Source organism: Paenibacillus thalictri, assembly GCF_004307995.1.
Classification (GTDB): domain Bacteria; phylum Bacillota; class Bacilli; order Paenibacillales; family NBRC-103111; genus Paenibacillus_AF; species Paenibacillus_AF thalictri.
In genome coordinates, this window is record NZ_SIRE01000024.1 from 153,634 (window position 1) to 167,625 (window position 13,992).

Sequence of the window (13,992 nt, forward strand, 5' to 3'; positions counted from 1 at the left end):
GTATTAAGTTTCCCCGGAAGCTTTGCGCAGCAAAGCCGGCATCGGCAGATCTAGCTTGGAGAAAAGAGGGGGATACAGTGAACTGGCTGCAAAAGATGATGAACTTAAACCGCTGGGGCATCCGCACCGTGATGCACGGCTCGTTCCTGTTGATGGTTATGATTCCGCTGCTGACGATGGTGATCGTTTCGTATCAAAGTTACCAATCGATCGTAACAGAGCAGTCCACCCAGCAAACGCTGAGAACGTTGGAGCAGGTGTCGGTGGGCATCGACCGCGAAGCCAGCCAAATTATGAATACGGTCGGCAACCTGATCAAAGACGAGAATTTGCTGGACGTTGCCGACCACGCGCGGGAGAACGTATCGCCGGACGTCGGCGCTGCGCAGAAGGCTCGTCTTAACAGCTTGGTACGCAGTTATTTTCCATATACGGACGAGCTGATCGGAGCCGTCTTTTTTTACCGCGGAGGCGGAGCGTACACGACCAACAATCTCGTGACGATCAACGAACGGGCGCTGCGCACGTCGCTGTGGTATAACAAATCCCTTGCCGCAGCAGGCCAAATCAAGCTGTTTGGCGTGCAGCCAAACGATATGCCGCACATCACGGAAAAATACATCAACACCGCAGCTGTTGCTATACCGCCGGAGCTGGCGGACCATACCCGGCTGGAGGTCATTTATTTTATTTTTAAAGGCAGCTTGTTCCAGCATTTGTTCGAATCGTCGACCAAAGAGCAAGGGGACTTCCTCATCCTCGACTACGAAAGCAGGGCGATTGCGGCAAACCGCGAAACCTATATCCAGAGTTGGCTCGATCAGCCTGCTTACTTATACAAAACAGGCTGGGGCGCTTCGGGCGAATATACGGAGACGATGAACGGCGAAAAGGCCTTTGTTACGTATTATACGGCGCCGGTCACCAAGTTTAAGGTCATTCATATTATCCCTTACGCTACGTTAACCGCTCCGCTGCAAAAAGTGTTCGCCACCACGTTGTGGATCGGCGCAGCCAGCACGGCGCTGTTTTTGCTGGCTTCGTGGTTTTTTGTCCGCACGATTACGGGACCGATCAGCAGGCTTGTCCGCGCTATGTACCGCGTGCAGACGGGCTCGCTGCAGCCGGGTTTTACGCCGTCGGGACCTTCCGAGGTATATATGCTGGGGCATAAGTTCCATGCGATGGTCAAGGAAATGGACCATTTGATCAAGGAAAAAGAAGAACAGCAGCGGGCCAAGGCGATGGCCGAGCTGAGGGCGCTGCAATCGCAAATCAATCCGCATTTTCTGCTTAACACATTAAACGCGATCAAGCTGATGGCGGTCATCAACCGGGTGCCGAACATTCAGAAAATGACCGACGCTTTTATCCGCCTGCTTTCTTCGACCTTCAACAGAGGCGGCACGATGCACACCGTAGCGGAAGAACTGGATTATTTGGAGCAATATTTATATATCATGGAGTTTCGATACGGCAGTTTCCAGGTTCACTGCGATTTTGACGAGGCGATATGCAACCGCTTTATTCTGAAGCAGCTGATCCAGCCGATCGTGGAGAATGCCATTGTGCATGGTTTGCAGCATAAGGAGGGCGAAGGCAGGATTTGGCTTAAAGGCAGCTTGCGGGACGATAAAATGATCATTGCCGTCGAAGACGACGGCGAGGGCATCGATTCCAAGGATATGGCCGAGCTGCTGGCCCCAAGCGGCAGCGGCAGTTTCAGCAGCATGGGCATCAGCAATGTGCAGGAACGCATCCGCCTGCATTACGGGGACGGTTACGGGATCGCGCTGCTCGAACGCGAAGGGGGAGGAACCCGCGTCGAAGTGATTTTACCCAATTTGCACGAGCCGCAATAACATCATCAAAAAAACGGGACAAGGAGTGGCGAGCGTGGAACAACATGTATATTACCGAGTGCTCATTGTCGACGACGAGCCGCTGTTCAGACTTGCGCTGCGCACGCTGTTGAAGGAAAGCGGCCAGCCGTTCGAGATCGTTGCAGAGGCGTCGGATGGCGAGGAAGCGCTGCAGATGAAGGAGAAGCTTGCACCGCTGGACCTTGTTATTGTCGATATGAAGATGCCCCGTTTGAACGGTGTGGAATTGATCCGAAAATGGAAGGAACGCACTTCCGAATCGGAAACGATGCCGATTGTCATCGCGCTTAGCTCCTACCAGGACTACGTCTTTGTCCGCGAGGCTTTTCTGCTGGGCGCGCTTGATTACATCGTCAAGGTGGATATGGACGAGCAGCACGTCGTGCCGATGCTGCAGAAAGCCGCGGCCCAATTGGAGCAGCGCAAACGCAAACCCGCGGATTGGGCCGGAGAAACCGCGAAAAAAGAGCAGTTTTTAAAAGCGCTGCTGAGCCAGCCCGGCGCAGAATCCGGCGTTGCGCTTGACCCGGGCGAGCCGTTTGCGGATCTGATGCGGACAAACGACCGTCTTGTCGCCGTCATTTCGTTTGACCGGCAGGACGCCAATTCGGCCTCCGATGCCGGAGAAGATACGCTTCGCTCCGTGCTGGAACAAGCGCTGCAGTCCAAGGGAATGCAAGCGGAAATTGCCCGGCTGGGGTCCGAGCATGTGCTGCTTATGCACCGCACGGAAACACGCAGCTTTCTGTATTTGCGCAATCAGCTCAGCGAGCTGTTTACGGTCGTTCAGCGGCGTTTGATGCAATATGCCAACAAAAGCGTAACCGTCGGCGTGAGCGGCTCCGGCTTCAGGCCGTGGAGGGAGCTGTATCTGGAGGCGGTGACGGCGGCGCAGCTTCGCTTTTTTTGCGGCGGAGGCAAGCTGTTTTATCCCGATTCGCGCACTTCCTGGGAGTATACGCAAGCCCATAAGCTGATGCCGGAAGCGGTGTTTGCCGAGCATATGAGCGTTACCTTGGAAAGCTTGCACGAGCCGGATCCTGAAATGTGGAAGCGGAAATTCAGCGAATGGTCGGGTTTGGGTTTGCCTGCCTTGGACGAGCAGAAGGCGCGCGGCATGTTTGCCGATTCGCTCTGGAAGCTTGGGGCCCTGCTGCTGAGCCGGAACTGCAAGTGGGAGCAGTTGGCCGGGCCGTATAACCAGCCGTTTGTGTATTTGGACAACTGCGCAACGCTTGAACAGCTGTGGCAGCATTTCAGGCAGCTATTGGAAGCCGCCCATATGAAAATTCACGAGACTCCCATGTCGTCCGGAGGCGTGCTGCGCCAAGCGAAAACGTATATCGACAGGCATTACCAGGACGGCATCACGCTGACGCTGGTCAGCGAGTGGGTCGGGGTGAGCGAAAGCCATTTAAGTAAGCTTTTTGTGAAGGAGTCGGGAGAAAAATTTATCGATTATATGACCCGGCTGCGGATCAGGAAAGCGATTGAGCTGATGAAAACCGATAAGAAGCTTTACGAAATTTCCGAAAGCGTCGGGTATCCGAACCCGGAGCATTTCAGCAGGGTGTTCAAAAAAGAAACCGGACTGAGTCCGGCCCAATACCGCGAAAAGCTGGAACAACAAAAATCATCAAACAAATGACAAAAATCATCATCCCTAATCTTCCTGAAAAAGCGCAGAATGAAAATCGTAACTAACGAAAAAAAGGGGAGATATTACGATGAAAAGCAATCGTTTTCATTTGGCGGTGTTAAGCGCGGTGCTGGTGCTTCCGGCATGTTCCGGCGGCGGGGGAACTGCTCCCGCGGCGACAGGTTCCGCTCCGGCCGCATCCGGCGCGGCTCCGGCTGCGCAAAGCGCATCAAAGGGCCCGGTGACGATCGAATTTGCCAGAGGAACCGATACCAGCGGAGAGGTCGTTAAATCGATCGAACGGTTTAACAAATCCCATACGGATATACAGGTAAAATACGTGGAGCTGCCGTCCGTTCCCAACGAACAGCTGACCCGCTACACAACATGGTTTAACAGCAAAAGCAAAACGCCGGATCTGCTGCTGATGGACGTGACCTGGCCGAAAATGTTTGCCTCAGCCGGTTGGATTGCGCCGATCGACGAATACGTAAACGCCGATTATTTAAAGCAGTTTTATCCTGCCGCCGTTGACGTCGCCAAAATCGACGGGAAGCAATACGGCATCCAAGGCTGGATGGACGTCGGCATGCTTTATTACCGCAAGGATTTGCTGGACAAATACAACCAGAAGGTGCCGACCACGTGGAGCGAGCTGGAGAAGGTAGCTTCGGAAATTTTGAAACAGGAGAAAGACCCGAACTTGACCGGTTATGTGTTCCAAGGGGCCAAAATCGAAGGCGCCACGATCAACTGGCTGGAATATTTATGGGGAGCGGGCGGAGACGTATTTGACGCTTCGAAAAAAATCAAGGTCGATACGCCGCAAGGCACAACGGCGATGAAGCAAATGCATTCCCTTGTCCACCAGTCCAAAGTATCGCCGGTCAGCGTCGCTACATCCAATCCGAACGACAATCAAATTGTTTTTGGCAACGGAAACTCAATCTTTATGAGAGCATGGCCTAACGCTTATGCCGGACTGAAAGAGACCAAGGCGGCGGGTAAATACGACGTTACATCGATGCCTAAATTCGAGGGCGGCGAAAGCCACGGCAGCACGGGCGGCTGGGTGTATGCGATCAACAGCAGCTCGGAGCACAAGAAGGAAGCTGCCGAAGTGATGAAGTTTTTCATGTCCGACGCCGAGCAGAAATCGCTGCTGCTGAACGCCGGCTCCATTCCGACAAATCGTAAAGCGCTTACAGATCCTGAAGTTATTTCTAAAGAGCCGGTCATTCAGAAAATCCAGGCCTTTATGGAAAACGCCAAGAGCCGTCCGGCGCTGCGCGCTTACGAGCAGTTCAGCCGCGCGATGCAAACGGAAATTAATCTGGTGCTGAACGGCCAGAAGGATCCCGAGCAGGCGATCAAAGACGCGCAGAAAGAAATCGATAAAATCAAAGAATAGGGGGCATGCCGGTGTCTACTCCAACTGTGTCTGCAAACTTGCATGCTCCCGGGCGGAAAAAAAGCAGGCGCTTAAGCGATAAGGCGCTGGCCATGGCGCTGATCGCCCCGCCGCTGCTGTTTCTGCTCGCTTTTACGCTGTATCCGATCGCTCGTGTGTTTTGGATGTCGCTGCATCAAATCTCGGTGACCCAGCCTTGGCTGGGCACTCCTTTTATCGGGCTCGACAATTATGCGGAGGCGCTGAAGGACAGCCGGTTTTGGCAGTCCACGTGGTTTACGCTTGCTTTTTCCCTGATTACGGTTGTCTTCGAAATTGTCTTTGGCCTGCTGCTGGCGATGGTCGCCAACAAAACGTTCCGGTTTCGCGGGTTCGTGCGTGCGGCGATTTTGTTTCCTTGGGCGCTTCCGGCCGTGACCAACGCGCTGACTTGGAGATGGATGTTTAACGCCGATTACGGCTTGTTTAACGGCATGCTGCTGCAGTTCGGCTGGATCGATCAAAAAATCCAATGGCTCGGCAGTACCGGCTTTGCTTTTACCGCAATCTGTATCGTCGCCATCTGGAAAACATCGTCGTTTATGGCGATCATTTTGCTCGGCGGACTGCAGTCGATCTCCAGCGACATTTATGAAGCCTCCCATATCGACGGGGCGAGCCGGGTGCAGGCGTTTTTTCTGATTACGCTGCCCTTGCTCAAAAACGTGTTCCTTGTCGCTTTGGTACTGCGTACGATGCATTCGCTGCAGGCGTTTGACCTGATGTATGCGTTAACCCAAGGGGGGCCGGGCAATTCGACGGAATCGCTGCCGATGTACATTCATACGAAAGCTTTTGTCGATATGGAATGGGGTTACGGCTCCGCGCTGGGCGTACTGCTGTTTGTGCTGATTTTTGCGATTTCGATGATTTATCTTAAATTTCTGTATGATCCGGACTAAAGGAGGGGAGAAACATGGCTGCTTCCGTGAAAAAAACGATATTTACGCTGACTGTCCTTTTTCTCGTCGTATTGTCTTTCTTCCCGTTGTATTGGCTGTTTGTATCCTCGCTGAAGCCGGCTGACCAATTGTTCGACATGCCGCCGAAATGGTATACGCTGACGCCGACGCTGAAACATTACATCGCGGCGTTTAAGACGCAGCCCTTGGGGCTTTATTATCGGAACAGCACGATTGTTGCAGTGATTACGCTGCTGATCTCGCTTGTGTTTGGCTGCATGATCGCTTACCCGGTAGCCCGGCTGAAGTTTCGCGGCAAATCCGTGGTGCTGATGCTTGTCGCGGCAACCTCGATGTTTCCGGCGATGACAATGGTGCTGCCGATTTTCACCGCGCTGCGCGATATCGGGCTGCTGAACTCTTATGTGGGGTTGGGCTTGACCCATGCGGCGTTTTCGCTGCCGATGGTTGTCTGGCTGCTCTCCGCGCTATTCAAGGAGGTTCCGGCAGAGTTGGAGGACGCCGCGTTGATCGACGGTTATAATCGGCTGCAGGCGTTCCTGAATATCATGCTGCCGCTGGCCGCTCCGGCTATGGCGACCGCGGCGATTCTTGTTTTTGTCAACAGCTGGAATGAATTTTTGTTCTCGTTTACTATGATGTCTGAAGCGGCCAAACGCACGCTTCCGGTCGGCATTATGATGTTCCCCGGAGAGTTTGAGTTCCCGTGGGCTACGATTTCGGCGGCTATCGTCGTATCGGTCGTGCCGCTCGTGCTTGTGATTTTGCTGTTCCAGAAGCAGGTTGTGCAAGGTTTGACCAACGGCGCAGTCAAAGGCTGATTTTTCTGCAAAAATATAAGGTGATTCAGGAGGAAGACAAACGGATGAGAATGCTGCTGCTTGACCTTGATTCTTTAAGCCCCGATCATCTGGGCTGTTACGGATACCATCGCAATACTTCGCCGAATATCGACCGGATCGCGCAGCAAGCGGTCCGCTTCGAGAACTACTACACTTCCGACGCTCCTTGCTCGCCGTCTCGGGCGGCGCTGATGTCCGGGCGGTTCGGAATCAACAACGGCATCGTCGGCCACGGCGGCACGGCGGGGGATATGCGGCATGAAGGCGCTTCGCGCGGTTTTCGGGATGCGCTGGCGCGTGAAAGCCTGCCTGCGCTGCTGCGTGCGGCGGGACTTAAAACGGTGCTGTTCAGCCCGTTTGGTGAAAGGCATTCCCAATGGACGTTTTATGCCGGTTTTTCGGAAATGCACAACACCGGCAACGGGGGAATGGAGTCGGCCGAAGAGGTGACCCCGCATGTGCTCGACTGGATTGAACGCAATGCGGCGCAGGACGACTGGTTTCTGTACGTCAACTATTGGGACCCCCATACGCCATACCGGGCCCCTGAGGAGTTCGGGAATCCGTTTGCGGAAGAACCGCTGCCGGAATGGATTACGGAAGAGGTGCTGGAGCGGCATAAGCAGAAAGTCGGACCACACAGCGCCCGCGACATCAATATGTACGATAACCGCACAAACCCGCAATATCCGCGCCATCCCGGCGAAATTCTCGACATGGACGGCATGCGGCGAATGATTGACGGTTACGACTGCGGCATCCGGTACATGGACGAACATATCGGCCGGCTGTTCGAAGCGTTTCAGCGCCAAGGCGTCATGGACGATCTTGTTATCGTCATCACCGCCGATCACGGCGAAAATATGGGACAGCTGGGCATCTACGGAGAGCACGGCACAGCCGATCAAGGCACATGCCACATCCCGATGATTGTGCGCTGGCCGGGAGTAACACGCCCGCATGTGGACAAGGGGCTGCATTATCATCTCGATTTGGCGCCCACGTTGGCCGAGCTGCTGCAGCAAGACGCGTCGCCACGCTGGGACGGGCAAAGTTATGCCGCAGCTTTGACGGAAGGAGCGGACTGCGGGCGCGATTATGTGGTTGTATCCCAATGCGCTCACGTCTGTCAAAGAAGCGTACGGTTTGGCGATTGGATGTACATGCGCACCTATCACGATGGTTACCACATGTTCCCGAAAGAAATGTTGTTTAATCTCAAAGACGATCCGTTCGAGCAAAACGACGTGGCGGCTGCGAATTTCGGTGTTTGTAAGGACGGGGTTTATTATTTGAACGAATGGCACGATGCGAGAATGAACGCGATGCCGTATGCGACCGATCCGTTATGGACCGTCATGAAAGAGGGAGGACCGTTTCATGCCAAAGGCCATCTTCAGGCTTATGCGGAGCGGCTGGAGCAATCGGAGCGCGGCGGCGCTGTAGAGGAATTGAAGCGGCGGCATCCGGGGGAATTTGCCAAATAGGCAGTGGGGATGGATTCGCCGCAATGACCTTACGATTGTGCAAAGAACGGAGAGGATTAGACATTTTCTTGCCGGGACAATACGCCTATACTTCTTATGATGGATTTCATTAACGGAGTAAAGGAGTGTTAAACGGATATGATTCCCAGGTTTAAAGATGCGCGAGATGTGTTTTTTGAAAGACGGTTCGGCATGTTTGTTCATTGGGGCCTCTATGCTGTACCGGCTTGGCACGAGCAACTGCTGTGGCGGGGCAAAATGAAGCGCAGCGAATATGAGAAGCTGATTCATCAGTTTAACCCTACGGAATTTGATCCGGATGCGTGGCTGGATTTGGCCGAAGAAGCGGGGATGCAGTACATTTGTTTCACGACCAAACATCATGACGGTTTCTGCATGTGGGATACCCGGCATACCGATTACAATGTAATGAACACGCCGTACGGCAAAGATATTTTGGGCATGCTGGCCGAGGCTTGCCGCCGGCGCAACTTCCCGCTTAGCTTGTATTATTCGTGCCCGGACTGGCACCATCCGAATTACCCAAACGAAGGCCGACATCATGAAATGTTCGGGCCGCGCGCCGGCGATGAGCCGGATATTGAGCGTTATTATGCTTTTGTTAAAAATCAGATTGAGGAGTTGTGCACGAACTACGGCCCAATTTATCAGCTGTTCTGGGACGTGAATGTCGCGGAATATTGGGAGCCGGGTATCAATGATTGGGTGCGGTCAATGCAGCCGGGTATTCTCATCAACGACCGCGGTCCAGGCCCGGGAGATTACAGCACGCCGGAACGGCATGTGCCGGAAGGCAGCGGGTTCAGCAAACCGACCGAGGCGTGTCAGGCGTTAGGCCGGGAAAGCTGGGGTTTCAAGAACGACGAAGATTATTATTCGAACAAGTTCATCATGCAAAGTATCGACAAAATATTAGCGATGGGCGGCAATTATTTGCTTAATGTCGGTCCGAAACCGGACGGAACGATTGCGTCCGAAAATGTGGAGGCTCTGCAGGCTATCGGTGCCTGGTACGGCAAAGTGAAAGAAGCGTTTGACGGTGCGATTCCCGCATCCTACATGGTGCACAAGGACGAAATTATGATCGCAGGCTCCCAGCATAAGGTCGAGCGGGACCAAGTGCTGGTCACAAGAAAAGGAAACACGGTATACATCCACTTGTACCGCGACCCGCAAAGCAACTCGATCGTGTTGAAACCGCTAGATACACTGCCAAAACGCTCCGTGCTGCTGAATGACGGACGGGAGCTGGAAGCGACCGTCGACATGATTCCGTGGTATTGGACGGAACGGCCGTATTTGCGGGTTCGCGGGCTGCCGGTCAATGAATCGACGGGAACTGTGATGGTTATCAAGCTGGAGTTCGATGAAGCGATTTGTGAATGATAAATAATTAAAAACCCCTCTCTCGAATGTATCGTGTTGGAGAAAGGGGTTTTTGCGCGTTAATGTTATTTAACTTCTATTAAAGAAGCTTTGGTCAGTGTGGCGCGGTTTCTTGTCCCCGGGCTGTTCAGCATGTGCCAAGCCGTATACTGCTCGGCGAACAAACTGTCGGAGGACATGCCGTCTACGGGTACGGCAATGTTGTAACCCCGGATGGCGGCAGCGACTGCTGTATGCAGCACGGCTCCCTGAGCTACGGTCCCTGTGACGATCACGTTTTTGATCCCCTTGTCCTTTAATATGTTGTCCAAATCCGTGTTGTAAAATTTATCGACGCTTGATTTTACGATGGGATCGCTAGCTGTCGGAGCAAGCTCGTCCACGATGTCTTCGGGTTTAGCCGTTGAGGTTAAACTGTATACGACCGGCATTCCGTTTGCCCTGGCCAATTCGAGCAGCTGCTTCACTTTGGGAATCGAGGCTGCGCAACGTGGACGCACCTCCGCGGTACAAGAGTTTTTCTGGATGTCGAGAATCAAAAGCGCCGTCGTTTTTGTATCTTCTATTATGTAAGGTTTCAGCTCGGGGGCCGAAGGCGGTTCTATGCTGTTCCATTCATCGATGATCGTTGGTTCTTCCGCAGGTTCATTTAGCGTTGTTTCTTCGGAGTGTACCTGACTCGCTGGCGTTTCCGGCGAATCAAATGCAAATAAAACAAGCGATGATGCGAGCAGCAAAGCAAGCAGCAAACAAGGTTTGTTTCTCTTCATCGATCAAGCCTCCCAAATAGATAGATTCATGTAATCATTCGTTGTGTCCTGAACAATTCCTGTTAAGTGCACGAGCTTTTCTTTAATTATAACGAGCTTCTCTTTAAGGTTATTTCTAAGGTTATTTGAGTTATTTCTATAATAAAATTGTAGCGAAAACTTGCAGGCACACTGGGCAGCACCGGCCACACATTAAGACGCCAAGTCCGGCCGATCCGGCCGCGCGCAGCGTCAGTTGGGTTCATACTTTAAGCTTGGGGCCAACTCGACAGTAGAGCCAAGGAATGAGCCTGGGGTGGAAAAGCGAAGCGGCCGCGTTTAAAATCATGGCCCGACCTTTTCTAATTTTCAATTCAAGGGCCATGATTTTAATTGGCGGTTGGAACCCAAGGCTCATTCCCATCCAACGCGCCTGAAGTATCTTAAAGCACCGAACCGCTATATCGCCCAGCACGTACAAAAACCGTGGTGAATTTGGGTCAGTCTAGCGCCCGCCGCAACCAATAACCGCACGAGGCACCAATCGATTTTCGCGGATTAGCACCACAAATGGTCGGCTGCCAATGACATTCCTTCCATGGGAGATTCTTTGCGATGACTCGGCGGATAAAATCATAGTATACTCATTCATGTAGCAAGCGAGACGCGATAGTGATAGACGAGCTGATAGATCCGATGCCCCACCGACAGGTTGACAGGTTGCATCACTCGTACAATTCGTGCTTGCTTTTTGTTTTGCCCAAATCAAAAAAATCCCACTACATGGAGGTACTTCACATATGAAAAAGAGCCTATCCACGATTTTGTCCTTGGCTGTTGCCTTTTCGATGTTTTCTTCGATGGCCCTTGCAGCGGCACCGAAATCGACCGGCGATTTCACGGACTTGAAAGACCTGGACACAGCAACGAAGGCAAAATTCGATACGATGATTTCCGCCGGCATTTTTGACGGTGTGAAAGAAGGCACGTTTGGCCTCACCGACAAAATGAACCGTGCGCAATTTGCGAAAGTGGCCGCGCTGGTGTTCGAACTGCCGGTGGACAACACATTAAAAACATCCAGCTTCGCTGACGTGAAAGCAACCGACCCGGCTAACGGCTACGCATTGCCTTACATCGAAGCGATCGTCAAAGCAGGCCTGACGGACGGCGTGGCAGCGGACAAATACGACCCGGCCGGCGAAGTGACCAGAGAACAACTGGCTACCTTCCTAGTTCGCGGCTTGGGCCAAGAAGAAGCGGCGAAAAAAGCCGAAGGCGTCAAAGACGACACCGTGTCCGACTGGGCGAAAGGTTACGTAACTGTAGCTTTGCAAGATAAACTGCTGGAAAACGGCAAAGACGGCAAATTCGGCGGTACTACGGCGGCAACACGCGACCTGCTGGTGCTTTCTTCTTACGAAGCTAAACAGCAATACGTGCCGCATTTTAACGGCCAATACGCGATTGCATCCTTGAAAGCAACCGACGCCAACCAAATGACCGTGAAATTAAACGGCGCGGTGGAAGATACTTCCTTGGTTCACTTCGACGTTCAAAAGAACGGCGCGGCGGTAAACGGTGGCTACGAAGTGAAATGGGACGATAAGAAAATGACAGCTACCTTGGTGTTCGACAGCAAGTTTGACGACTCGAACTGGACTGTCACATTGAGCGGCCTGAAAAACATCGACGAAGCAAACAAAACCGCTAAAGTAGCAACAAACAAAGAAAAAATCGAAAAAATCGAGTTTTTGACTTCGAGCGACACACTGCCAAACAACCCTGGCAAAAAATTGCGCGTTGACTTCAAAGCCACCAACCAATACGGCGTAAAAACACAAATGCCGGCCAGCGAATTCGACGTGTTCACAAGCAACGGCACGATCACGCCAATCGGCGGCGAACAAGCTTTTTACCTGACGCTTCCTGAAGGTTTGGACCGTAACAGCGTGATTGCTCTGACGATCATCCACCAAGACAGCAACAAACAAGTGAACAAATCGTTTACGTTGGGCGACAAGAGTATCGTGTCCAAAGTGGAAGTCGGCGACCTGTTGAACAGCTCCGGCAATAAAGTCGAGTCGATCGACGCCAACGGTTATGCGTACTTGGATACGAAAGTATATGACCAATACGGCTTGCGTATCGAAAACAAAGACGAACTCAACCAAGGTGTCACCGTTACCATTCCTGACGGTGACTTGGCCAAAGGCAACGAAGGCGACAGCGGCGCTTACGTGGACAACGCAATCGGCGACGACGCAGCGGACTTGAAACTGCGCTCCGTATCGGATAAAGCTAAAGAAATTACGATCAGCGTTTATGCCAACGGCACTGGCGAATCCGTAACGAAGAAAATTGCCATCGGCGCAACTCGCGTACCCAACACACTTGAATTCGGCGCCTACAACTACAACTTGGCTAAAGGCGACGTACCGACAGGCGACGATGAAGTCGACGGCAAAATGTACGTGCCGATGGTTGTGAAAGACCAAGCGGGCAACGTGCTGACCGGTCAAGACATCTATGACAACAAAGACAAATTTACGATTTTCGCCAGCGGCGGCATCAAGCTCGCTGACCAGCCGATCTCGAACTCCGGCGCACACAAAGGTATGATTGCGATCCAAAGCGCAGATAACAAAGGCGCCGCGTCGATCACCGTGCAACTGAAGGACAACCCATCGGCAAGCACAAAATTGGATATGAACGTCTATGACGAACGCAAAGCCGACGGTATTAAGTTCTCCACAACACCGAAAAAATATATGATCGCCGGCACTGACAATGAAATGAAGCTGAAGGTGTATGATCAATTCGGCAGCGAAATGAAATACGACACCAACGGCCAATTCCTGGTTCGTTACTCCTTGACCGCTAACAGCGGCGACGCAGCAAGCTTGGGCGCAACCAGCCTGGCGAGCAAACAAAGAGTGGACCAAAACGACGCCACATCGGCTCGTAAATACGTGATGCAGCCAAACGCGATCGGCACAGCACTCACGAAAGACTTCACATTGGCGAAAAACTCGTCGGATAGCGTAGACAGCATCTTTGACAAATCGTTCAAATTCTACACGACGGATTTGGCTAAATCGGCATCTTACACGTTTAAAGCAACCTTGTACAAACAAGATGCGGCGGGAACAGCTACAATCGCCGATAAGAAATACGTCGAAGTGAACAACCTGTCGACAACGATGGAAGTTTTGGATCCAAACAACGTGAACAACAAAATTTCCTACGAAGCGTACTTGGATAAATCCAACAACACCTTGCTGGCCACCGACGATTACTTCAAAGCCGGGGACGCAGCGGGCGGAGCGGCGAAGAACGTGTACGATAACTACAAAGGATTTGCCAAAGAAGTAAAAGTAAAAGCGAAAAACAGCAGCGGCGAAGAAGTAGCGGTACCGTCAAACATCGTGTCCGTTTCTTCGAGCGATACCCAAGCAGCTGACGTAGCGGGCAACTGGGTAGTCGGCGTCAAAGACGGCACATCGAAAATTACAACAGTGTTCATGGACGGCAAACAAAACATGATCAGCAGCTCGCTGGATGTAACGTCGAAAAAAGAAGGACCTGTTGTGAAGAGCATCGCATTGAAAA

9 protein-coding genes are annotated in these 13,992 nt (G+C 52.4%); 8 read left to right on the forward strand and 1 reads right to left on the reverse strand.

What is annotated here, in order from left to right:
- Positions 1 to 77 precede the first annotated feature (77 nt).
- From EYB31_RS29400 to EYB31_RS29430, 7 genes are all read left to right on the forward strand, one after another.
- A complete protein-coding gene (locus EYB31_RS29400; RefSeq protein WP_131017051.1) occupies positions 78 to 1,862 on the forward strand; it encodes a sensor histidine kinase in 1,785 nt (594 codons plus the stop codon).
- 34 nt (positions 1,863 to 1,896) lie between these two features.
- Positions 1,897 to 3,531: a response regulator transcription factor gene (locus EYB31_RS29405; protein WP_131017052.1), complete on the forward strand. Its 1,635-nt coding sequence runs from the start codon at positions 1,897 to 1,899 to the stop codon at positions 3,529 to 3,531.
- A 79-nt stretch (positions 3,532 to 3,610) separates the two neighbouring features.
- Complete coding sequence (locus EYB31_RS29410; RefSeq protein WP_131017053.1) at positions 3,611 to 4,933, forward strand: ABC transporter substrate-binding protein; 1,323 nt, start codon at positions 3,611 to 3,613, stop codon at positions 4,931 to 4,933.
- Between the two features lie 11 nt (positions 4,934 to 4,944).
- A complete protein-coding gene (locus EYB31_RS29415) occupies positions 4,945 to 5,874 on the forward strand; it encodes a carbohydrate ABC transporter permease (protein WP_165452681.1) in 930 nt (309 codons plus the stop codon).
- Positions 5,875 to 5,888: 14 nt separating this feature from the next.
- On the forward strand, positions 5,889 to 6,716 hold the full coding sequence (locus EYB31_RS29420; protein WP_131017055.1) for a carbohydrate ABC transporter permease: 828 nt from the start codon (positions 5,889 to 5,891) through the stop codon (positions 6,714 to 6,716).
- A 44-nt stretch (positions 6,717 to 6,760) separates the two neighbouring features.
- The gene (locus EYB31_RS29425) at positions 6,761 to 8,224 is read left to right on the forward strand and encodes a sulfatase family protein (protein ID WP_131017070.1); all 1,464 of its coding nucleotides are present in this window, start codon (positions 6,761 to 6,763) and stop codon (positions 8,222 to 8,224) included.
- 138 nt (positions 8,225 to 8,362) lie between these two features.
- Complete coding sequence (locus EYB31_RS29430) at positions 8,363 to 9,631, forward strand: alpha-L-fucosidase (protein WP_131017056.1); 1,269 nt, start codon at positions 8,363 to 8,365, stop codon at positions 9,629 to 9,631.
- A 65-nt stretch (positions 9,632 to 9,696) separates the two neighbouring features.
- Here EYB31_RS29430 and EYB31_RS29435 read toward each other — a convergent pair whose 3' ends face one another.
- Complete coding sequence (locus EYB31_RS29435; protein WP_131017057.1) at positions 9,697 to 10,401, reverse strand: cysteine hydrolase family protein; 705 nt, start codon at positions 10,399 to 10,401, stop codon at positions 9,697 to 9,699.
- A gap of 779 nt (positions 10,402 to 11,180) precedes the next feature.
- Between EYB31_RS29435 and EYB31_RS29440 the strand changes: the two genes are divergently transcribed.
- A partial coding sequence (locus EYB31_RS29440) for an S-layer homology domain-containing protein (RefSeq protein WP_131017058.1) occupies positions 11,181 to 13,992 on the forward strand: 2,812 nt, incomplete at its 3' end.

Bases quoted from the DNA above. Each gene is read 5' to 3' on its own strand.
- EYB31_RS29410 (WP_131017053.1), top strand. From the start codon at position 3,611: ATGAAAAGCAATCGTTTTCATTTGGCGGTGTTAAGCGCGGTGCTGGTG.
- EYB31_RS29420 (WP_131017055.1), top strand. From the start codon at position 5,889: ATGGCTGCTTCCGTGAAAAAAACGATATTTACGCTGACTGTCCTTTTT.
- EYB31_RS29425 (WP_131017070.1), top strand. From the start codon at position 6,761: ATGAGAATGCTGCTGCTTGACCTTGATTCTTTAAGCCCCGATCATCTG.
- EYB31_RS29430 (WP_131017056.1), top strand. From the start codon at position 8,363: ATGATTCCCAGGTTTAAAGATGCGCGAGATGTGTTTTTTGAAAGACGG.
- EYB31_RS29435 (WP_131017057.1), bottom strand. From the start codon at position 10,401: ATGAAGAGAAACAAACCTTGTTTGCTGCTTGCTTTGCTGCTCGCATCA.